Raw genomic sequence first — 21,828 nt, 5'->3', positions numbered from 1 at the left:
ATCATATGACTATCTGTATTCATGATCTCCGGCTTACCATATTTTGCGATGGCCTCGTTCAATGCCTCAACGCAGAAGCTGGCGTCCACTCGACCATTGTCCTCAGACCAATGGCGGACAAGGTCTCGTTGTTCGAGAGCCGCCATGCTACTACCTTGCGCGTGGCCCAATCCATGATCGCGACCAGATACAAGAACCCACGGCGCACTGGAATGTAGGTGATGTCGCTGCACCAAACGTGGTTTGGCCGCGTGATCGGCAACTTCCTCAAAAGGTACGGATAAATGCGGTGCTGCGGGTGCTTCTTGCTGGTGTTAGGCCCTTTGTATATGGCCTGTAATCCCATGAGACCCATTAGTCGGCGCACACGGTGGCGACCCGCATGGAACCCATTTCGGGGCAGATAGGCCGCAATCTGGCGACTGCCCACTGCCCGACAGGGTTATGCGCAGCATAATCCCGAAAGGGGAAGAACGGGTACTTCGTAAACACCCGGTCAATTTCATTCATCAGTTTCAGCGTCTCAGCATTCACACCAACCGGCGTGTAATACAGCGACAACCGGCTGATCTTCAGCAACTTGCACTGTTTCGTCAAGCTCAGGTCTGTGCGGTCAGCGTTGATCAACGCCTTGCGTTCGGTCAGGCTCATCGCCTTTCGGGACATTGCTGCGCAATACCCTTTCGGTAATACTTCAGCCCTTGTGACAAAAAATCATTTTCAACCGCCAATTTGCCGATCTTCGCATGAAGCTCTTTGACTTCAGCCTCGTTGTCTTCCGTTCTCTGGACCTTGTCAGAAAACACGCCCGTCAGCCCATCAATGGCCTGCCGCTTCCATGTCGTCACCTGTGTTGGATGAACCTTGTGCTTGGCTGCAATCTCTTGCGCTGTGCGATCTCCACGAAGCGCCTCAAGCGCTACTGTGGCCTTAAACTTGTCTGAAAAACTGCGTCTCTTCGTCATTTGTGTATCCTGTCTTCATGGTTGGATACACCTTAGCACGCTGTCCAGTTTTGCCGGACCACTTCAGTATACGATATATCTGCGTCGGCCTGAGAACATATTGTTTGGCCATTGGGAGTCCCACGGACAAGACTGGGCCGCTGATCAGGCGGCATTGGATGCGTCTCCAGCCATGCAAAAATGGTTGGCGATCTGTGGTCCTATGCAGATCGGCCTGTCGAGTGACGATGATGGCTGGGCGGACATGATTGAAGTTTTCCACCTTGAGTGACCATTAAGTCTGCACAAAATGACGTATAAACTCACTTAACTCTATGCGCTAGAGTGCCGACCTAAGACCCTTGCGTATGGCATTGGGTGATAAATCGAACCATTTTTTACAGGCCCGCGAGAGTGCGGATTGCTCGGGAAAACCAAGCAGCGATGAGAGTTGAGTAAGAGACGCGTTTGTTTCTGTTAGATATTTTAAAGCCAATTCTTTCCGAATTGTGTCTTTGATATCCTGAAAACTGATGTTTTCGGCATGAAGCCGTCTGTGCAGGGTTCTTGGGTGAATGGCGAGGATGCGCGCGACATCTTCGCGATTGGCTTGCGGGGTTCCAATCAACGGGCGTAGCGCCACGCGCACGCGGTTTGTATAGCTTTGCATTGGAACCGGAAAGTTTCGCTCAAGATGGTCTTTGAGCATTTGGTTCACGTGTGGATCTGCATCTTCAACTGGGGTGTTCCATCCCGCAACATCGAAATGAAGCGCGGCATAGAGTTGGTTCTCCAACACTGGGATTCCAAAGAATTGCCGATGGCGTGTCGCCAATGCGCCTAAGCTGTGTGGCACAGAAACGGCCACGACGTTTTGGCCAAACGGACTCCGCATCTTTCCAATTTGAAAACTCATGCCGAGGATTAATTCAAGAACCTGACGCTGAATTGGTGCCGCAACCCCATCGACAGAGATGTTGATAGAAATGGAGTCAGGTATAATGTTGCCTGGATCTTGCACTTCGATCCGCAGCGCAGTGCCCTGAATAAACGTGAAACGCGAAATGATGTCACAGGCTTGCGCTGGGGTGCTGGCTGTCTTTAATACGAGCCCAAGAATACCCAAAACACTGACGTCTTGATGTTGCGCGATGCGCAAGCCGAGATCGCCACATTGCGTTGCAATGCTGCTGGCTTCCAATAGGCCGCAGACAGACACCATGGGTAAGAGTGCATCGTCATCACTTAACAATGCTTCGTTAAGTTCGAATTGCTCCAGTAAGCGGGTTGGCGAAACGCCTAATTCGTGCATGACATCTTGATATCCCCTGAGGGCGGCGGCTCGAATTACGTGGTTCATGTCCTTAAAAGACAGTTTTTTGTCCTTAAATGTCAAGACGGTTCAAGTGTTGAGGCGTAACTGAATCGATCAATGCAGTTTGGCTTTCGGGAATCATACCCGATGTATTGCCTCATCAAGAAAGGCTCAAAATGAAACGGTTATATGTTGCGGTACGGATAGTCGCGATTGCTTTTACCTTGGCATTCCCCAATCTGAGTAACGCGCAAACGCCCATCGTCAAGATTGAAGCCGTTGAGGCATCGGGGGGCGGCTTTAAGCGGACTTTCTTTGGTAATGTCGTCGCACGGGAAACTGTAGATTTAGCGTTTCAAGTTCAGGGGCAGATTGTCGATTTTCCATTGGATGAAGGCGCGGATGTGCCCAAAGGCGGACTGGTTGCCAGCCTTGATCTTGTTCCGTTCGAGCTGTCCCTTGAAGAGGCTCGCCTGAACAGGGATCAGGCTCTGCGCACTCTGGAACGGTATCGCCGACTGGAAGGAAGCGCGGTGAGCCAAACAGCCGTGCAAGATGCAGAAACTGATGTCAAGTTGGCGAACGTTGCCATGCGTAATGCGGAACGCGCGCTAGAGCAGGCCACGTTACACGCGCCCTTTGATGCACTGGTCGCGTCACGTCTGGTGCCGAATTTTTCCACAACGGGTGCTGGAACGCCGGTTGTGCGGTTACACGATATGTCCGACTTGCGGATTGAAATCGAAGTGTCCGAGACATTGTTCCAGCAGGCAGGACGGAACCCGAACGTAGAGATTTATGCCGAATTTACGGGGCATCCGAATCAGTACCCCCTTGAAATAAGAGAAGTGAACGCCGAAACCGCATCCGTTGGACAGACGTATTCAATCACCCTTGGCATGGCGCCACGGGATGATCTGACAGTCTGGCCGGGATCGTCCGCCAAGGTCACAGCGATTTCACTGGCAGATGAGGCCCGCATAACTGTGCCTGCGTCTGCCATTGTCATTGGGAACGACGGCGGCACCTCTGTCATGGTCTTCACGCCGACGGGCGAAAGAGAGGGGCACGTGACAACGACAGCGGTTGAAATCGCTGCCACGGAGAATGGCGAGATCGAAATCGTGACTGGACTTGAGGTCGGGCAAGACATTGTCACCGTGGGCGCATCTACCTTGACAGACGGCCAAGATGTGCGTCGCTTCACTGGTTTCGGGGATTGAGAAAAATCATGGATATCGCGCGTTACTCAATCAACAACCCGATTTTCACTTGGATCGTGATCCTGATGTGCCTGCTGGGGGGCACTTGGGGGTTTTCCTCGCTTGGTCGGCTGGAAGATCCGGCTTTTACAATCAAAACAGCGATTGTTGTCACTCAATATCCTGGTGCTTCCGCGGAAGAGGTTGCGACTGAAGTGTCAGAACCCATCGAATCCGCGATTCAAAAGATGGGTGAGGTCAAGTTGATTGAAACCATGAACCAGCCTGGCTTGTCATGGGTTACTGTTGAGATGGAAGATCACTACGACGGGAGTGAACTGCCGACGATCTGGACAAAACTGCGCAATAGGGTGGGCGAGGCCGCGTTGCCCAGCGGGGCGACCACGCCTTATATCAACGACAGTTTTGGGGATGTTTACGGGCTTTACTATGCGATAACCGCACCTGGATTCAGTGATCGCGAAATAAATGATCTTGCCGATTACTTACGGCGCGAAGTGCTGTCCGTTGATGGCGTGGCGGATGCTGTGATTTCAGGGCAACCAAATGAACGCATTTATGTGGAGCCGAATTTGGCGATATCCACGTCGCTTGGCATTCCGCCTGCGACGATACAGGCTGCGCTTGCGAATGCGGATGAAATTGTCGATGGCGGGTCTATTCAAGATGATGAGGGCCGCACCCTTATTCAACGCCCTGACGGGTCAGATAGCGTTTCCGCCATTGCGGCGCTTGCGGTTGGGGTCAGCGGACAAATCGTAAACTTGTCGGATTTCGCCAATGTATATCGCGGACGCGAAGACACCCCAGACCTCATTTTGCGCCACAACGGTGTAGAAGCCTTCAGTCTTGGCGTTGCGGGGCTTTCGACAGAAAACATTGTCGAAGTTGGCCATGCCGTTGACGCAAAACTGGAACAGCTCAAGCGCTCTATTCCTGTCGGTATCACGATTTCACCAATTTACCAGCAACACGTCGTCGTCGAAGACGCATCCAACACCTTTTTGGTGAACCTCGCCATGTCGGTGGCGATTGTGATTGTCGTTCTGGCAATTTTCATGGGCTGGCGTGCGTCAATGGTTGTGGGGGCAACGCTGTTGCTGACTGTTGTCGGCACTTTGTTTTTCATGGCGCTTGGGTCGATTGAAATGGAACGTATTTCGCTCGGCGCGTTGATCATCGCCATGGGGATGCTGGTTGATAACGCGATTGTTGTGGCCGAAGGCATGCAGATCAATATGCAGCGCGGTCAAACCTCTCGCGAAGCTTCGACAGAGGCTGCCAGCAAGACGCAAATCCCATTGCTGGGGGCCACTGTGATCGGCATCATGGCCTTTGCGGGGATCGGGCTTAGTCCTGATGCAACCGGCGAATTTCTGTTTTCTCTCTTTGCTGTGATCGGCATCTCATTGATGCTGTCTTGGGTCTTGGCGATCACTGTGACGCCTTTGTTGGGGCACTATTTTTTCCGCCAAGGCGAAGAAGGAGCAAGCGCGGGCTATGACGGATTCATCTTTCGTGGCTATGCCAATGTCTTGCGCGCCAGCCTCAAATTGCGCTGGTTGGTTCTTGTCGCGCTGATTGGCACAACGGTGGTTTGCTATGGGCTGTTTGGCCAAATCAAGCAGCAGTTTTTCCCAGACAGCAACACACCGCTATACTTTGTGAACTACAAGCTGCCTCAAGGCGCAGGGATCGATCAGACATCTAACGACATGAAAACGCTTGAAAATTGGTTGGTTGAGCGTGACGATGTGGTTGCCGTTACGTCCTATTCGGGCATGGGCGCCTCGCGTTTTATGCTGACCTATGAAAGCGAAGATCCGAACCCAAGCTATGGCCATCTTATCGTGCGCGTCACCTCGCTGGACGTCATTCAGGACGAAATGGATGATTTAGAGGCCTTTGCGCTAGAGGCTGTTCCGCAAGGTGAGTTTCGTGTCAAACGTCTGGCTTTTGGTCCCGGTGGCGGTGCCCCGATTGAGGTGCGCTTCTCCGGTGCTGATCCAGAAGTGCTGCGGGATTTGTCAGACGAGGCCGTCACACGTCTGCGCGTCGCGTCCGCCAATATCATCTCTCCACGCTATGATTGGCGCGAGAAAGAACTGGTGCTGCGCCCGATCTATGCTGAAGACCGCGCTCAGGAGGCCGGCATTTCACGCTCAGACATCACCAGCACGTTGCAGTTCGCGACAGAGGGGACCACTTCGGGTGTATTTCGCGAGGGTGATCGCCAAATTCCCATAATCCTGCGCACCGCGCGGGATGCGGATTTGTCGTTGATGGATCACAGCATCTATTCCGAAAGCAATGGCGAACTGGTGCCGATGGCGCAGGTGATCGACGGCTTCAGGTTTGAGGCACAGGACACGCTGGTGTTTCGTCGTGACAGTGCGAATGTCATCACTGTCGGTGCGGATATTCCGCGCAGCATGACTGCAACCGAGGTCTTGGCAGAAGTGCGCGCCACCATCGAAGACATGGAAATGCCGGATGGGTATTCTATGGAATGGGGCGGTGAATACGAAAGCTCAACCGACGCGCAGGCCTCTTTGGGGACACAGCTTCCGATGAGTATGATCATTATGGTGCTGATCACGGTGCTTTTGTTCAACGCCTTACGTCAGCCGATCATCATCTGGTTGTTGGTGCCTATGTCAGTCAACGGTGTCAGCCTCGCGTTATTGGGCACGGGATTGCCATTCACCTTCACCGCGCTGCTTGGTTTGTTGTCGCTTTCTGGGATGTTGATCAAAAACGGAATTGTATTGGTGGAAGAGATCGACCTCATACGAAAAGCCGACCCTGATATGCCACTGGAAGACGCTATTGTTTCGGCGTCAACATCACGTTTGCGACCGGTATTTCTGGCGGCAGCAACGACGATCTTGGGGATGTTGCCACTGCTTTGGGATGCATTCTTTCAATCGATGGCTGCGACGATCATGGGCGGATTGGCCTTTGCCTCTGTTCTGACAATGATCGCGGCGCCGGTTTTGTATTATGTGTTCTTTAAATCGTCGAAAGGGCGAGGAAATGACACTGCAGCGGTCGCTGCATAGCCGCACTTGTCGCCAAACCGCAAGCGTGTTGAAAGCCCAAGGGTCTTCGATACGTCTTGCGGGGCATGTCAAATACAAGCCGGAAATTTGTGTCGTGCGTGGCCTGATCTGTGGCGTCGCAATCTCGTGCGTTGACCTTAAAGATTGGCCCGTGACCGTAAGATATTGCAAAATTCCAAGGCGGCCTCGCTTTGCGTTTCTTTTCGCCGTGTCACCAGTCCAAATCCAGTGAGCCGGATGTCCGGTTGTATGGCAAGGGTCGTGAAAAGACCGGCCTTTATATGTGCATCCACAACAGCCTCAGGCAGCAGTGCTACGGCGTCAGAGGCTTGTACAAGGTTTAGGATGAGCAAGATCGAGGAACATTCTATCGTATCTGTAAGGCGGCCCAATCCAGCTTCATTCAGTGCGGCGTCAAGCACTTGACGTGAAGGGTTTGACAGAGGTTGTAATATCCAAGAACATTCAGTCAGATCTGCCAGTTGCATCACCCCCTCACGTTGAAGGGGATGGCCCGTCCGTGCGACGACGATCAGCCGTTCTTCAGCGAGCAGTTCGAATGTAAACACATGACGATGCCGCTCTGTGCTAAACCGTCCCACTGCAAGATCCAGTCCGCCTGTCTCAAGTTGATCAAGAATGTCATCGCTGGTTTCACCATGCAAGGATACCATAAGTTGCGGGCGTTTGCGTTTAATTTCGGCCACGGATCGCGCCACAATGTCTGGGGCGGCGCCTGTGATAGCGCCCACTGAAAGGGTGCCATATCCACCGGCACGACGCTCTTGGAATTCATCGGAAAACTTTTGCAGTCGCGACAGTTGCGCCCGAACATTTGCGATAACAAACGCCCCCAATGGCGTCGGTTCCATGCCGCGCGGTTTGCGTTCAAACAGGGCAGCTTCAAAAATATCTTCGACGTCGCGCAGCATCTTGGATGCAGTGGATTGTGTCATGTTCAACGTGTCTGCAGCCCGATGTGTGGTGCCGTGGTCGGCCAAGGCCACAATCAGCGCCATATGCCGCACTTTTAGGTTGGCTGTTATATCTCGTTTCACGCTTTATTGACCTTTCATAGCGATCGCCTTTCGCGATCGCAGAGACGTATTTATTCATTGGACGTTATCACGCAGCGGGGTACTGTCAACGGTGAGGAGAGGGTTGGGAGACCAGTAAATACCGTTAGAACAACAGGATAAGCCGTGCATTTTGCGCGCCCTGTTGGTGTGCTGTTCACCCGAGTTATGCGTCCTTCAGTACCGTTTTACGGCCGTTCGTGCCGTAGGTGCGAAAGGACCGCTAGGTATCGTAAAAGAGGAGGATTAAAATGAAATTTATCAAAACTATCGCAGCTGTTGGGGGCCTGATGGCCATGACTGGTGCCGCATGGGCACAAGAGTACCCCGAGCGTCCCATTCAGATGATCGTGCCTTGGGGTGCGGGGGGTGGCACCGACGCGGTGGGCCGTTTGCTGGGCGCTGAAATTCAAAAAGAACTTGGTGTTCCGGTCAACGTGGTGAACCGCACTGGCGGATCGGGCGTTGTGGGGCACAGTGCCATCGCCAACGCTGATCCAGATGGCTATACCATCGGCATCATGACCATCGAAATCGACATGATGCATTGGCAGGGCTTGACTGATCTGACCTATGAAGACTTCGATGTTCTGGCCATCGTCAACTCCGATCCCGGTGGGGTTATGGTGTCCGCAGATGCGGGCTATGACAGCGTCGAAGCGTTGCTGGAAAAAATCAAAAGCGAACCCGCGGGCACATTCAAAGCCTCAGGCACAGGGCAGGGTGGCATTTGGCATGTCGGACTTGCAGGCTGGTTGCTGTCTGAAGGTTTGGCTCCTGATCACGTGACATTCGTGCCCAGCCAAGGGGCTGCACCGGGCTTGACTGACATGGTTGCAGGCGGCGTCGATATTGTGCCGTCATCACTGGCCGAAGGTCGGTCTATGATTGATGCCAAGCGCGTTGTGCCACTGGCGACGATGTCTGCTGATCGCCAAGATGCTTTTCCTGATGTTCCTACATTGGCGGAATCCACAGGTTCTGATTGGAATGTCGCCGTTTGGCGGTCTGTCGCCGCCCCTGCGGGCTTGCCTGAAGACGTGAAAGTCAAACTGATGGATGCAATCGAGACGGCGTATCATTCAGACGCTTATCAGGACTTTATGAAGGATCGTGGTTTCGGTCTGCGTTGGGCGAAAGGCGATGATGCGACATCCATCGTGGCGGCAGATGATGCTGTCTTTGGTGACGTCATGACAAAAGCAGGCCTCGCGGCTGAATAAATGGCCGCCCAATAACGGGCTTCGCCAGACATAAAAGCCACCGCCGTCGCCGTTATATCGGCGGCGGTACTTCAAATAACGACCAACGACAGGACACAGGATGCGCGTCACCGATCTGACTTTGGGTTTATTGACCCTGCTGGGAGGGATCGCGATTTATCTCTCGGCGATAAATTTTCACGCGATCCCCGGACAGGACTACGGCGCAGGCACAATGCCGCGTGCCATCGCTTTTGTGACAGGTCTTGTGGGGATCTTCATGATCACCAAAGCCGTCATTGCGGGGGAACGCTTGCCTGGGTTGCAACTGGCGGAATGGACCCGCAGTGGTGGGGCTGTGCTGCGTATGTTTGCAGTGTTGGGACTGATTGTGGCCTATATCGTCGTCTCGCCGTTGCTTGGCTTTTTACCCACAGCCTTTTGTGTGATGCTGGTGGCGATGCTGATCCTTGGGGTGCGCATTCCAACCGCGATTATTGTGTCTGCCATAACGTCTGTTGTCATCCAGCAAAGCTTTGGCAAACTTTTGCTCGTCCCGCTGCCACGCAGTGATTTCTTGAACTTCTTTTGGTGAAATTTTCATGTCAATTGTGATCGAAGCTGCGAACCTTGTGTTCCAACCCTATGTCCTGCTGGTGATCTTTGGCGCTGCCGCCTTTGGTATGTTTGTCGGGGCCATTCCGGGCCTAACCGCAACCATGGCCACAGCGCTTCTGGTGCCTGTGACCTTTTTCATGGATCCCGTGCCTGCCATTGCCACTATCGTTACGGCCACGGCTATGGCTATTTTTGCGGGGGATATCCCCGGTACTTTGCTGCGTATGCCTGGCACGCCAGCCAGTGCTGCCTATGTGCAAGACGCCTATGCGATGACGCGACAAGGTCGTCCCGAAGCAGCCCTTGGTGCCTCATTGGTGTTTTCATCAATCGGTGGCATTTTTGGCACCCTTGTGCTGATTTCGGCCTCGCCCGTCTTGGCTGAAATCGCTTTAAAGTTTTCATCGTTTGAATATTTTTGGCTGGTGGTTCTGGGCCTGTCCTGTGCTGTGTTCATCTCGCCCGGGTCCCCTGCGCGTGGGCTTATTGCGCTCTTCATCGGGTTGTTTGCGGCCACGGTTGGCTTAGACAATCCTGCAGCTGTACCGCGCTACACCTTTGGCTCCGTCGAGATGATGGGCGGGGTGCAGTTCATTCCCGCTATGATCGGCCTGTTTGCTGTGTCCGAAGTCATCCGCGCCTTTATTAAACGCGCCAGTGATGTGCGTCCGCCTTCGACCTCGGGCAAAAGCATCTTTCGCCAGCAAGCAACCAATCTTGTGACCTATCCTGTACAGGCGTTGCGCGGCAGTGTTTTAGGCACCGCCATTGGTGCGCTGCCCGGTGCTGGGGCTGATATCGCGGCTTGGATTTCATACGCCATCAGTAAGAAATTTTCAAAAACCCCTGAGAAATTTGGCAAAGGTCATGTCGAAGGCTTGGTCGAGGCGGGCGCCTCAAACAACGGTGCCATGAGCGGTGCGTGGATACCGGCGCTTGTCTTCGGCATCCCTGGCGATTCCATTACTGCAATCGTGATCGGTGTTCTATACATCAAAGGCATCAATCCGGGGCCGATGGTGTTCATCACCCAGCCGGAAATGATCTATGCGGTGTTCATCGTATTCTTGCTGGCCAATGTGATCATGCTGCCGCTGGGCTGGATCGCGATCAAAGGCGCGCGCCACGTTTTGTCTATTCCGCAAAAAGTGTTGATGCCTGTGATTTTGATGTTCTGTATGGTCGGGTCTTTTGCCATCAACAATTCGGTCTTCGGGATCGGCTTGATGTTGTTCTTCGGTGTCATCGGCTTCTTGATGGAAGAAAATGATATCCCGATCGCGCCTGCGATTTTGGGATTGGTTTTAGGACCGATGTTGGAGCAGAATTTCGTCACATCAATGATCAAATCTGACGGCAGTTTTCTTGCCTTTTTTGAACGCCCGATTGCCGCAGGGCTTGGTCTGTTTTCCATCGCGATCTGGACGATTCCGTTGGTTCTGTGGCTGTTGCACCGTCGCAGTGCCAGACAAAGCCTAACTTGAGAGCACTCTCAGAGATAGTTTAGGATCAAAACCAAGAACATACAGCCCGATCCATTTTTGGTTTCGGGCTGTATGTTTTTGATACTATGCCGATTTTGCCAATTTGCCCGTTCCGCAAATCACGCCGCACGGAGATCGTTCTAGCGCTTCTTCTGTGCGTTAGGCCAACCAGTTATCTTATGGCAGCGATTAAAATCGATGAGAGGTCATTTGTCAGGGGGGGGGGCTGATGGAATTCTATCTGAAGGCGGCAGTATTGCGTGAGCAGGAAACTGGGATGCCAATCAAAAAAATCGCCAGCATTGCGATGTTGGCGCTTGGAAAGTCTAATGCTGTTGGTTGCAAGGTCGAAGCGGTTTAATCTTCTTTGGCGCGTTGTCTCAGGCGTTTGAAAACGTCCTCAGTGCTTGTTTCGCCTTCAAGCAACTGCCAGCGTTCAAGCAGCGGTCGTCCGGAATTGCGACAATGCAATGCCATCGCAGCGCGCGCGCCTTTGGCGTCATGTGCTGCCAATGCGTTTACGATGGCCATGTGTTCGTCGCGCGAAAATTGTGCAATGTCATCAAGGCTTTGTCGGTTGTTCAACCGGGTCCATTCCGGATAACGCTGACGCACGCGCCAAAAGTCTTTGACGACGGACACAAAGACCGTATTGCCAGTCGAGCGCGCAACGGTCAGGTGAAATTCGCTGTCGAAAGCTTCAATCTGGTCAAGGCTGGCTGTTGTGGCACACATGCCTTCGACGCAGCGCTCAAGTTGGGCGATCTCGACCGGGGTGATCAGTGCTGCGGCGATTGATGCAATTTCAGGCTCGATTACAAAGCGTGCTTCGACCAGTTCAAAATAGCCTGGCAGGCCAGATGTTTCGATCTGCGCGTCGGGTAGGGTGCGCGTAACAAAAGCCCCAGCCCCGTATCGGGTGACGACATAGCCCATCAATTCTAGCGCAATCATGGCCTCGCGCACCGTGGTGCGGCTGACGCCAAGTTGTTCAACAAGGTCTTTATCCGCTGGCATTTTGCTATCAAGTGGAAGATCGCCAGCGCGAATACGCGCGGCGATCTCGTCTGCTACAAGGCGATAGCGGGGTGTTTGAACGATAGGATTCAGCATATATGTGCCTTAGGTGTTCGGAAGATCGTCTTCCATATAGTAACGGACATTGTCTTCAAAGCTGGTATCCGCTTTCAACCCCAGAGCCAATGCCTTGTCAAACCTGTAGTCAAAGCGCCAGCCGCGAACGATAGTGGCAATGTCTGGTTGTGCCTCCCATTTAATCAGTTTCGCGGGTTCTGGTCCAGCGACGGCTGTCAGCGCGTCAATCATCTGCCGTATCGACAGGCGCTGACCAGGCAAGGTCATGCAGCGCTGTTGACCCAAATCTGCGGCGCCCAGTTCGGCCCCTTTGATCAGGTTTTCGACACAGCGTCGTGGCGACAGGTAGAAATGTTCTTGATCCTCATCAACAGGACAGATCGCAGGTTCGCCATTCAACGGCTCGCGGATGATGGAGGACATAAAGGAAGAGGCCGCGCGATTGGGCTTGCCTGGTCGCACGGAAATCGTCGGAAGACGGAACCCACGCCCATCGACATAGCCTTTACGGGAATAGTCATTCAGCAACAGCTCGCCGATGGCCTTTTGCATGCCGTAACTGGTTTGCGGATTGGGAATGGTGTGATCGGTGATCGGGTCAGGGACCTCGCCACCGAACACAGCAAGTGATGATGTAAAGACAACAACGGGACATGTGCCGAGCATGCGGCACCGTTCAAGTATGTTGAGCGTCCCGTCCAGATTGACTTTCATCCCGACTTCAAAATCTTCCTCTGCATGCGAAGAGACGACAGCCGCAAAGTGGAAAATCACGTCCGTGTCGGCGGTGATCAATTGATCGATGGATGCGCGGTCGGTGATGTCGCAGGCCGTTGTTTTAACGGGAAACGGCGCCTCAAGCGTGTCAGGTGCGGCAATATCTGCAAGCGTCAACGATTGAATGGGTTGCCCGCGCAGGCTGCCTTCGCGGGCAAGGTTTTGTGCTGTTTTGCGGCCAATAAAGCCGCCGCCGCCAATGATCGTCACGTGCATTTGGGTCGTTTTCCTAGAATTGTAAAGTGAGGAGAAGTAAAGAGGGCCGTCAATTGTAGTGACGGCCCCAAATTGGTTAGTCTGCCTGTGGGCCAAGACCGATGCGCGCTAAGAACGCCTTGTGGCTATCGACCATCGCTTGCGCCTCAGGTGTTTTCGCACCCCAGATATCCCAACGGCTGACAGCAGCTTCGCGGAACGCGGCGCGGTCCTCTGCGGACCAATCATAAAAGGTCACACCAAGTTCGGGCAACTGCGTCAAGGCTTCGCCATTCTCAAGGGTCGTCCGCATCATCAGTTTCAACGCAAGTGAATCCATCGCGGTTGTCAGGATCGCTTGTTGCGATGGGTCCAGCCCGTCCCAAACGGCTTTGTTACAGGCAAGGTGATCTGAACTCATCGAATGAAAGCCGGGGTAGGTGGTGTGTTTCACCACATCGTAGATGCCCAAGCCGACGTTATTGGCCAAAGTAGACGCGTCTGCCCCATCAATGATGCCCGTTTCGAGTGCGGTGAAGATTTCGGTAAAGTCCATGACCACTGGGGCTGAGCCAAGCTCTGCGAAGATTTCTGTTTCCATGCCCGGAGGTGAACGGAATTTCCAACCTTTCAGATCCTCGATCCCATTCAACGGTTTGGATGAGCTCATTGATTCCTGTCCTCCCAGATAGGCTCCAATGAACTCCATACCGCTGGCGTGATACAATTCGTTCATGGCCTCGCGGCCACCGCCGAAGGAAACCCATGTCAGAAACTCTACCGGCGTATCATAGCCGCCCATGGTATCTGCTGCGAATTGATAGGCTGGATTGACGCCCGTTTGATAGCTTGGGTTGGTCATGTCGCAGTCAAGAACGCCGTTGATCGCGGCTGAGAATGTCTCAGCTGAGGCGACAACCGCCGAGCTGTAATACATTTCGATGTCTAGCGATCCATCCGACATGGTTTCGACCTGATTTACGAATTCTTTCACAAGTTGGCCAGAGGTGGATTCTGGCGACTGGTGTGTTTGAATGCGAAGGATGGTCTGCGCGGATGCGCCTCCGGTTAAAAGCATAGAGCTTGCAAGAAGAGCGGTGAGTGATTTCGACATTATGTCCCCCAAAATATGTTTCATCAACACGGGTACTATAATCAAGCCTTGTTAGATTGCCAGACAATTATACAATAAAGTTTCAATTCAAGTTCTACCACTGCGCGGGTCATAGGGGGGGGGCTCAAAATATGGGGCATGGAGGTTTGCCTTATGACTGAGGTGTCGTAGCGATAGCGCTTCGAGTGGCTATCGCGTTCTGTTTTGTAGAAGCTAAGGCGATGGACCTATCTCCTGCGCGACGAGAGGCTTGGTTTAAGGGTACATGCTGAACCTGTCATAAAAGTGTTACAAAAATCGGCACGATTATCTTTGTTGAATGGGTGGCTCAGTGGGGGCGTTTGATGCGGTGGATTTTGTAAAAGTCCGCATATTGCCCTTATTTTTCACGATTATCCTTTAAAAAATTGTTACAATTATCTGGTAGGGGGGATCATCTTGTCCCGTTTAGTGGGACGGTTTTGACGGAATTTTCGAATGCCGAGTATTGCTGGCTGAGATGGCGTCTCGCATAAAAAAGCGTAACGAACACTTTCTCTTTTGTCTCTTCGCCCCCTTAAAGGAACATCCCATGATCCGTACGCTCGCGACATCCTTCATCGCTATGATGGCCGCAACTGCCGTTACAGCAGACGACTTGACCGTCTATAGCGCAGGCCCGAAACCTCTGTCTGCCGCTCTCGCAGAAGCTTTTACCGCCAAGACTGGCATCGCAGTAAACCTGTTTCAATCGACGTCTGGCAAAGTGATGGCCCGCTATGAGGCGGAAAAAGCCAACCCACAAGCAGATGTTCTTATCTCTGCCTCGTGGGGCCATGCCATCACGTTGAGTGCTGCAGGTGAATTGCTGCCCTATGCCTCGGAAAATGCGATGACTGTGCCAGATTCGCTCAAAACCGAAGACTATGTGGCCCAAGGTGCCGCCGCCATTGCGATGGTGTACAACACCACATTGGACATGCCTGCGCCCGCTGAGTGGTCCGACCTGACCGATGAAGCTTATAAAGATATGGTGACCATGCCTGATCCAGCAGCCTCAGGCGCGGCGCTTTCTTTGGTGCAAGGTCTGGCCAGCCAAGATGGCGATGCGGCGTGGCAACTGATCTCTGACCTAAAAGCCAATGGTATGATCGTGCCCGGCGCGAATGCGGCCGCTTTGAACCCTGTTTTATCAGGTGCACGCGGCGTTGTCTTTGGCGCGGTTGACTACATCGCGATTGGCCAAAAGGCTGCGGGCGAAGCCATCGAAGTTGTCTACCCTGAAAGCGGCACAGTTCTGGCCCCGCGTCCAATCATGATCCCAGCCTCCACCGACCAAGCTGATGAGGCGAAACAATTTATGGATTTCGTTCTCTCCGAAGAAGGTCAGGCGCTGGTTGCTGATCGCATGATCCTTCCAGCCCGCACAGACGTCAAAGCAAAACGTCCGGGTTGGGACGAGCTGGCATTGATCGATTTCGACTATGTTAAGGCCGCAGCAGAAGCCGAGGCCACCATTGATGCGTTCACAGCGGCGACTGAGTAAGTCGATGATGCCCATTTCGGCACATAAACCTTCGGGAGGCGTGCTACGCGCCTCCCTTTTTCTCGCAACCATGGGCTTTGCTTTTGTTGTGGTTGCGCTGCCCATCTTGGCCGTCATTCTTTTTGCAATTTTCCCCAAACTTAACGAACTGTCATTCATCGGCCCTTTCAGCAATCTTGGGCCGCATCTTAATGATCCCAGATTATTGCAAGCTGTATTCAACTCAGTAACGCTGGCCCTGTCTGTGTGTGCGCTTTCAACCGCCTTGGCTGTCTCGGCCGCGCTTTTGCGGATCAAACTTGGGCGGCGTGGCGCGATCTGGGATGTGCTGTTTCTCGTGCCTTTTTTGGTCCCGCCCTTTACGGGCGCTTTCGCGTGGATTCAATTGGGACAACGCAACGGCTTTATCGAACAGCTGCTGGGCTTCAATCTCAGCGCGATGCTGTATAGCTTTTTCGGTATCGTTGTCGTGATGGCATTGAACCTGTTCCCTGTCGTTTATTTTACCACCTCTAGTGCTTTGCAGATCGTCGGACAGCGATATGACGAAGTCGCACGCGTGTTTGGCGCGACATCCGTTCGACGCCTGTTTCGCATTGTTTTGCCACTGGTCGGCACAGCGATTGTGTCCAGCAATTTGCTTGTGTTTATCATGACCGTCGAAGAATTCGGCACAGCTGAAATTCTCGGACGTCGGGCCGATATCGATTTCGTCGTGACCTATATTCATGAAAAACTTAGCGATTGGCCGATAGATTTGCCGGGAGCCTCTGTCCTGTCTTTGATCCTGATCGCGATAGCCCTTTGCGCTTACTATTTGCATTTACGCCTGACAAAACAGGTCACAACAAGTGTGGATGAGGTACAAAGCCAAGGGCGCAAATCGCAACTGGGCACTGTCGGCACCACGATAAGTCATATCGCTCTTGGTGGTCTTGCTTTTGTCGCTGTGGCATTGCCGCTTTTGTCCATCCTGTTAAGCGCGATGATGCAACGAATGTCAGGCGGGTTGGTCTGGTCTAACCTGAACTTTAATGCCTTTATAGCCCTGTTCACCACCCATGAAGATGCGCTCAGCGCCATCGCAACAAGTCTGCATTTGGCCACAGTCACAGCGCTGATCACTGTGACGATCGGCATACTGGCCGCGTTTTTCATCGTGCGTTGGCGTTCGGTCCTCTCTGATCCCTTGGATTTTCTGTTGACCCTGCCCAATGCGCTTCCGGCTATGACGCTCGCCGTGGGGCTCATTCTCGTTTGGAATCAAGCGTTTTGGCCATGGACACCATATAATACGTGGTGGGTGATGCTATTGGCCTATACCTGCATCATGTTGCCATATCCGGTGCGTATGATCACAAGCACCTTGCGACAATTGCCCATGTCGATGCAGGACGCGGCTGTGGTTTATGGGGCCAGCGATCTCGGGGTGATTTTACGCGTCAACGGCCCAGCTTTGCTTGGTGTGTCCGTTGCCTCTGGCTTTATCGTATTTTCCATTGCCTCGCGCGAATTGGTGACATCACTCTTACTCACGCCTCCCGGTTTCGAAACCGTTTCAACCTTTGTGTTCCACCAATTCGACCAAGGTTCGGTCAACACCGCAATGGCCATGAGCCTTGTGTCAGTTTTGATCTCTGGCGGCTTCATCGCGTTGGCAAACTATCTCAACAGTCTGCGCCCCGAGAAAGGCCACTGATCCATGATTAATATACATAACCTGCATAAAAGCTTTGGTCGTACCGAGATTTTGAAGGGTATCGACCTCGACATTGAAGAAGGCGAATTCGTCACGCTGTTGGGGCAATCGGGCTGTGGGAAATCGACCTTACTGCGCATCATTGCAGGATTGGATCGCGCGGGAAGCGGGCAGCTGTCTTATAATGACAACGTGCTGGACGACCCTGCGCGCGGCACTTTTGTCCCTACGCAAGCGCGTCAATTCGGTTTCGTCTTTCAAGATCATGCGCTTTGGCCCCACCTTACGATTGATGAAAATATTGCCTTTCCGCTGCGCAGCTACGGTTGGAACAAAAGCGATATGGCAAAGCGCGTTGCCGAGGTTTTGGGGCAGGTGCAGATGTCTGCCCATGCGGGCAAATACCCGCGCCAGTTGTCTGGCGGACAGCGACAAAGGGTGGGAATTGCGCGTGCGCTGGCGCTTTCGCCCAAAGTGATTTTGCTTGATGAGCCTCTGGCCAGCCTTGATTCCAATTTGCGTGACGATCTGGGGCACGAAATCCGCAAGCTCGCCAAGCAATTCGGGCTGACCTGTATCAATGTGACCCATGATCGGCGTGAAGCACAAATTCTGTCGGATCGAATTGCCGTGATGTCGGCGGGGCAAATCCAACAAGTGGGCACCCCTTTGGATATTTTCACACGCCCCACCACAGTAGAGACGGCAAAGTTTGTCAACGCTGGCAATATCGTGCCGCGCGATTTCTTCACTTCAGATGCCTATCATGCCAACGCCGATGGAAAATCCGACTGGCTTTTGGTCCCGCGCAATGCTGTTCAAATCGTACAGGGGCAAGCTGAGCACGCCGCGAAAGTTCAAGACATGGTGTTCATCGACGGGCGTTTCGAAGTGAAAGTGGAAATAAAAGGGCAAAGCCTGACCTTTTTTTCTGAAACCAGACCTCAGGAAATGGGGGATGTGGGTTTAAATATTCTGCCGGAACACGTCTTTCCGTTGCTGGCGTGAAAACGGCGATTTTCCTATGCAAAACTTCAATGATCTGAAAATTCTCGACGCAATTGTGCAGTTTCGCTCGATCCGCAAAGCTGCGGAACACATGTCTATGACCCCCTCTGCGTTGAGCCGTAAAATTCTGGCGCTTGAGGCGCATTTCGGCGTGGATCTGTTCGAGCGCACTTCCAAGGGACTCCGCCTCAATCCGTCAGGGCAATATCTTGCGGTCCACGCCCGCGCGCAATTAGCCGAGCTGGAAAAAGTGCGCGGCGAATTGCAGGCAATCAAAAAAGCGACCAGCGGCCATGTGCGAATTTGTGCCAGCCAATCCGTTTTGGAAAGCTTTCTGCCGGTGCATTTGGCGAAGTTCCAGCAGAAAAACCCAAAGGTGACTGTGGCGCTGAACCATTCGTCCTCCGTACGCGCACTGGCGGATTTGCAAGAGTTTCATTCCGACATTGGCTTATGCCTAAACTTGCCCGATCATTCGGATTTGTCAGTGCTGGGTATGGCAGAGCAAGAGATCTTTGCCGTGGTTTCCGCCCAGCATCCGCTGGCGGCGGCAGGCGAGGTGTCTATTTCAGAAATAGCCAAACATCAAATTGTATTGCCCCCGCAGGGATCAGGCTTGCGACTTATGCTGGATCAGCAGGCCAATCGCGAAAATGCTTTCTTGTCGCCGGCAGTTGAAAGCAACACCTATGCCTCTATCGCCAGCGCCTGTCGCAGTGGCGGGCTTATCACCTTTGGCCTTTCACTATACGAGCAAAGCGAAGATGACGCCGCACAAGCAGTTTTGCTTAAAATCACAAAGATGAAACCGGCAAATATTCGATTGGTAAAACTGCACGGGCGTACCTTGTCCCCCGCGGCAGCGAAACTTGCCAAGTATTTGGCCAAGAAAATACGCAACGGCGCGAAACAAACCAGCGATGCATAGGGGCGAGGCGCGACAGTGGCGCAGGGGCTGCTTGGATGCCGATAGCGCAGGATGGCTTTGATGCAGCGCCTCTCTTTTCCCTCCCAGCACGACATCTGCGCATAAGGACTAGAATATGACGACATGGATTATCTCCGACACGCATTTCGGAGACAGCAGCTTTATTGACACGGGTTTGGCGCAAGGAAAAACATCACGCGGATTTCGGACCGTGAGCGAGATGAATGAATGCCTTGCAGACAACTGGAATGATCTCATTGCCACAGATGACACCGTTTTTCACTTGGGGGATGTCTATGGAGGAGACGGCTGGAAAATGTTGGGGCGGTTGAAAGGGCGCAAGCACTTGATCCTTGGCAATCACGATAACCCGCTTGACCACGAATTGACGCAAGTGTTCCAGTCTATATCTCTATGGAAAGTTCTTGAGGCCACAAAGATGGTGTTGACTCATTTGCCAATCAGCCTATGCGCGCGCAGTGGTCTTGGTGAACGATTTGCCATGAACATTCATGGCCATTTACACACGAAACCGGCACCGACAGAGCGGCATATTTGCGTGAGCGTTGAGCAGACTGATTATAAGCCTCTAAACTTAGACGCGTTAATCGCGCACAGCACCCCACGCTTGCGAGCCGCACAGGTGACCTGATTGGTTTCCCTCACGCGCGCTGCTGTGCCTGCCTTTGGGCCGTGCTGAGCGACCAGAAATGGCCTGTTTAGCTGGACTGCTCGCTCACAGGCATGGTCGTGGGTCGCAGCAAAATCGCTGCAGTCAGCCCTATCATCGACAGCCCCGCAGCCACCATGTAAAGCCATGTGAACGCATTGGAAAACAAAATGCTGACTGCGATGCGGCTTGTGTCCGGCAGATCAGCAAGCGCCTCGGGCGAAAGGCTAGAGGGGTCGGGCACGCCTATTACGCCATCGCCCCCTGCCATCAACCGCGCTGACAGAACTGCCCCATAGGTTGAAATGGCCAATGAAGCCCCCGCCATTCGGCACAGGGTCACCGCGCTTGTTGCCGCGCCAATATCGGCTTGCGGCGCAATCAATTGCACACCGATGATCGGTGATTGCTGCGCGAGACCAATCGCAAGCCCACTCACCGCCAGCACGATTCCGACCACCCAAAGCGACGTTCCCACCTGAATTTGTGACACTGCGATTAAGGCAAGGACAGACAGGGTGGTGCCGGTGATCAAAAATGGCTTGTATTGACCGGTCCGCGCGATCAAACGGCCAGCCGTCAATGAACCAACAGCGATGCCACCGGTGATGGCGATAAAGAACAGACCGGCATGCGCAGGCGACAGACCTGTGGTCATTTGCAAAAACAGCGCATGATAGTTGACAAGGCCAATGCCGACACCACCCGACGTGAGCGCTACAATCAGCAAGAGCGGAAAGTTCTTATCATTGAACAGGCTCAGCGGGATGATCGGTTCTGGCGCGCGACGTTCGATACGTACCCAAACGATTGCAGATACGGTGGCCAGCCCCAAAATACCAAAGGTGACTGGTGTAAACATCCCACCGAAAATCTGCGAGCCATCAGCCCACAATACGATCAATCCAATCGTGATTGCTAAGGTCGTGGCCCCAGCATAATCGATTTTCGGTTGGCGGTTCGGACGCACATAGGGCAGTAAAAAAAAGATGCTGGTCAGCACCAAAATCCCGATCGGCAAATTCACTAAGAAAATTGAGCGCCAGCCTAAATATTGGCTCATAAGCCCGCCCAGTGTTGGCCCGATGGAACCAGATGCCATCAACACCAGGCTGGAAAAACTCTGATACTTTGCGCGTTCACGTGGGGCGAAAAGATCAGCATTGATTGAGAAAATCGACACCATAATGCCGCCGCCGCCCAAGCCTTGCAAAACACGCGCGGCGATCAGGCTTTCCATCGACCATGCCAATCCGCAGCTTAACGATCCGATGACAAACAACGAGATCGCGAACATCATGACATATTTTCGCCCGAACAAGTCGCCCAGCTTGCCATAGACGGGCATGATCGCACTTTGCGCCAACAGATACGCGGCGCTGACCCAGCCGAAGCGCTCAATCGATCCCAATTCCGCAACAATTGTGGGGAGCGCCGTAGAAACGATCTGATTGTCCAGCGTCGCCATGAACAGCGCCAGCATCATAAATACATAAATAAGAAGCCTGCGACGACGGGAAAGGGTAGCGAGCGGTGCAGCAGAAGGCATTGCGGGCATCCATGTGATGGCGACGATGGAGTGTATGAGTATGCTAATGTCACATATGTGTCAATGGCACATTTTTATATTTTAATTTACACATTGTGATGCCATTCCTTTATTTTTGACACTTCCGACCTTTGCCAGCATCATAAACCGCGAATGGTGCCCGACCAGCTTAGCTGGTTATGATGATCGTGAGTTTAGGTGCGATGCTATTGGAACGCCCCAAACAATCAGATGAACCTTTAATCGATTAAGGTTAATGCCCCGTCACAAAACTCGGCTTAGGTCATAATTTGTTGTCACATTTGCACGCATGCGCCTGTCACAGTCTTTATCAAACCCTTAAC

Annotated in this window: 20 protein-coding genes and 1 pseudogene; 12 read left to right on the top strand and 9 right to left on the bottom strand. The window is 53.0% G+C overall.

The genetic code is table 11. The annotated features are described in order from the left end of the window. The 3 genes and pseudogenes from KO503_RS18005 to KO503_RS07705 all read right to left on the bottom strand — a co-directional run. Nucleotides 1-427: pseudogene (locus KO503_RS18005) on the bottom strand (DDE-type integrase/transposase/recombinase); the annotation flags it as partial. Next, nucleotides 355-651 carry a hypothetical protein gene (locus KO503_RS07710; RefSeq protein WP_215990944.1) on the bottom strand — a complete coding sequence of 99 codons (297 nt, stop codon included), beginning with the start codon at nt 649-651 and terminating at the stop codon, nt 355-357. The pseudogene KO503_RS18005 and the gene KO503_RS07710, both read right to left, overlap by 73 nt. Continuing rightward, entirely contained in the window at nt 648-965 is a 318-nt protein-coding gene (locus KO503_RS07705) for a transposase (RefSeq protein WP_215990943.1), read from the bottom strand. Before KO503_RS07705 ends, KO503_RS07710 begins: the two co-directional genes overlap by 4 nt. Here KO503_RS07705 and KO503_RS17900 point away from each other — a divergent pair. Continuing rightward, a complete protein-coding gene (locus KO503_RS17900; RefSeq protein ID WP_354667577.1) occupies nt 892-1,236 on the top strand; it encodes an L-rhamnose mutarotase in 345 nt (114 codons plus the stop codon). The two genes, KO503_RS07705 and KO503_RS17900, sit on opposite strands and share 74 nt — an antisense overlap. 48 nt (nt 1,237-1,284) lie before the next feature. Here KO503_RS17900 and KO503_RS07695 read toward each other — a convergent pair whose 3' ends face one another. Beyond that, nucleotides 1,285-2,256, bottom strand: coding sequence for an AraC family transcriptional regulator (locus tag KO503_RS07695; protein ID WP_215990941.1), 972 nt, complete (start codon nt 2,254-2,256; stop codon nt 1,285-1,287). A 179-nt stretch (nt 2,257-2,435) separates the two neighbouring features. On the opposite strand from KO503_RS07695, the gene KO503_RS07690 reads away from it, so the two are divergent. Both KO503_RS07690 and KO503_RS07685 read left to right on the top strand, forming a co-directional pair. Beyond that, nucleotides 2,436-3,482 (top strand): efflux RND transporter periplasmic adaptor subunit, encoded by a 1,047-nt coding sequence (locus tag KO503_RS07690; RefSeq protein WP_215990940.1) that lies wholly within the window; start codon nt 2,436-2,438, stop codon nt 3,480-3,482. An 8-nt stretch (nt 3,483-3,490) separates the two neighbouring features. Further along, nucleotides 3,491-6,544 (top strand): efflux RND transporter permease subunit, encoded by a 3,054-nt coding sequence (locus KO503_RS07685; protein ID WP_215990939.1) that lies wholly within the window; start codon nt 3,491-3,493, stop codon nt 6,542-6,544. A 137-nt stretch (nt 6,545-6,681) separates the two neighbouring features. On the opposite strand, the gene KO503_RS07680 is transcribed toward KO503_RS07685, so the two are convergent. Further along, on the bottom strand, nt 6,682-7,602 hold the full coding sequence (locus KO503_RS07680) for a LysR family transcriptional regulator (RefSeq protein ID WP_303504639.1): 921 nt from the start codon (nt 7,600-7,602) through the stop codon (nt 6,682-6,684). A gap of 269 nt (nt 7,603-7,871) precedes the next feature. On the opposite strand from KO503_RS07680, the gene KO503_RS07675 reads away from it, so the two are divergent. The 4 genes from KO503_RS07675 to KO503_RS17895 all read left to right on the top strand — a co-directional run bounded on the left by KO503_RS07675 (nt 7,872) and on the right by KO503_RS17895 (nt 11,285). Further along, complete coding sequence (locus tag KO503_RS07675; protein ID WP_215990938.1) at nt 7,872-8,843, top strand: Bug family tripartite tricarboxylate transporter substrate binding protein; 972 nt, start codon at nt 7,872-7,874, stop codon at nt 8,841-8,843. 100 nt (nt 8,844-8,943) lie between these two features. Continuing rightward, a complete protein-coding gene (locus KO503_RS07670) occupies nt 8,944-9,417 on the top strand; it encodes a tripartite tricarboxylate transporter TctB family protein (RefSeq protein ID WP_215990937.1) in 474 nt (157 codons plus the stop codon). A 7-nt stretch (nt 9,418-9,424) separates the two neighbouring features. Further along, on the top strand, nt 9,425-10,924 hold the full coding sequence (locus tag KO503_RS07665) for a tripartite tricarboxylate transporter permease (protein WP_215990936.1): 1,500 nt from the start codon (nt 9,425-9,427) through the stop codon (nt 10,922-10,924). Nucleotides 10,925-11,153: 229 nt separating this feature from the next. Further along, nucleotides 11,154-11,285, top strand: a complete 132-nt coding sequence (locus tag KO503_RS17895; RefSeq protein ID WP_290122919.1) for a hypothetical protein — start codon at nt 11,154-11,156, stop codon at nt 11,283-11,285. Here the strand turns inward: KO503_RS17895 and KO503_RS07660 are convergent. The 3 genes from KO503_RS07660 to KO503_RS07650 form a co-directional block, all read right to left on the bottom strand. Then, nucleotides 11,282-12,037, bottom strand: a complete 756-nt coding sequence (locus KO503_RS07660; protein ID WP_215990935.1) for a FadR/GntR family transcriptional regulator — start codon at nt 12,035-12,037, stop codon at nt 11,282-11,284. The two genes, KO503_RS17895 and KO503_RS07660, sit on opposite strands and share 4 nt — an antisense overlap. A gap of 9 nt (nt 12,038-12,046) precedes the next feature. Then, nucleotides 12,047-13,012 (bottom strand): D-erythronate dehydrogenase, encoded by a 966-nt coding sequence (gene denD, locus KO503_RS07655; RefSeq protein WP_215990934.1) that lies wholly within the window; start codon nt 13,010-13,012, stop codon nt 12,047-12,049. Nucleotides 13,013-13,088: 76 nt separating this feature from the next. After that, entirely contained in the window at nt 13,089-14,105 is a 1,017-nt protein-coding gene (locus KO503_RS07650; RefSeq protein WP_215990933.1) for a TRAP transporter substrate-binding protein, read from the bottom strand. A gap of 571 nt (nt 14,106-14,676) precedes the next feature. Between KO503_RS07650 and KO503_RS07645 the strand changes: the two genes are divergently transcribed. From KO503_RS07645 to KO503_RS07625, 5 genes are all read left to right on the top strand, one after another. Next, nucleotides 14,677-15,630 carry an ABC transporter substrate-binding protein gene (locus KO503_RS07645; RefSeq protein WP_215990932.1) on the top strand — a complete coding sequence of 318 codons (954 nt, stop codon included), beginning with the start codon at nt 14,677-14,679 and terminating at the stop codon, nt 15,628-15,630. Nucleotides 15,631-15,634: 4 nt separating this feature from the next. Continuing rightward, complete coding sequence (locus KO503_RS07640; protein ID WP_215990931.1) at nt 15,635-17,329, top strand: ABC transporter permease; 1,695 nt, start codon at nt 15,635-15,637, stop codon at nt 17,327-17,329. 3 nt (nt 17,330-17,332) lie between these two features. Next, the gene (locus KO503_RS07635; protein WP_215990930.1) at nt 17,333-18,337 is read left to right on the top strand and encodes an ABC transporter ATP-binding protein; all 1,005 of its coding nucleotides are present in this window, start codon (nt 17,333-17,335) and stop codon (nt 18,335-18,337) included. 16 nt (nt 18,338-18,353) lie between these two features. Next, entirely contained in the window at nt 18,354-19,265 is a 912-nt protein-coding gene (locus KO503_RS07630) for a LysR family transcriptional regulator (RefSeq protein ID WP_215990929.1), read from the top strand. 115 nt (nt 19,266-19,380) lie between these two features. Continuing rightward, nucleotides 19,381-19,917, top strand: coding sequence for a metallophosphoesterase (locus tag KO503_RS07625; protein WP_215990928.1), 537 nt, complete (start codon nt 19,381-19,383; stop codon nt 19,915-19,917). A 67-nt stretch (nt 19,918-19,984) separates the two neighbouring features. Here KO503_RS07625 and KO503_RS07620 read toward each other — a convergent pair whose 3' ends face one another. Continuing rightward, the gene (locus KO503_RS07620; RefSeq protein ID WP_252730974.1) at nt 19,985-21,484 is read right to left on the bottom strand and encodes an MDR family MFS transporter; all 1,500 of its coding nucleotides are present in this window, start codon (nt 21,482-21,484) and stop codon (nt 19,985-19,987) included. Nucleotides 21,485-21,828 lie beyond the last annotated feature (344 nt).

The organism is Pacificibacter marinus (assembly GCF_018860505.1).
GTDB lineage: Bacteria > Pseudomonadota > Alphaproteobacteria > Rhodobacterales > Rhodobacteraceae > Celeribacter > Celeribacter marinus_B.
Note: the sequence above shows the minus strand (reverse complement) of the source record. Positions and strands in the feature narration are given on the sequence as shown.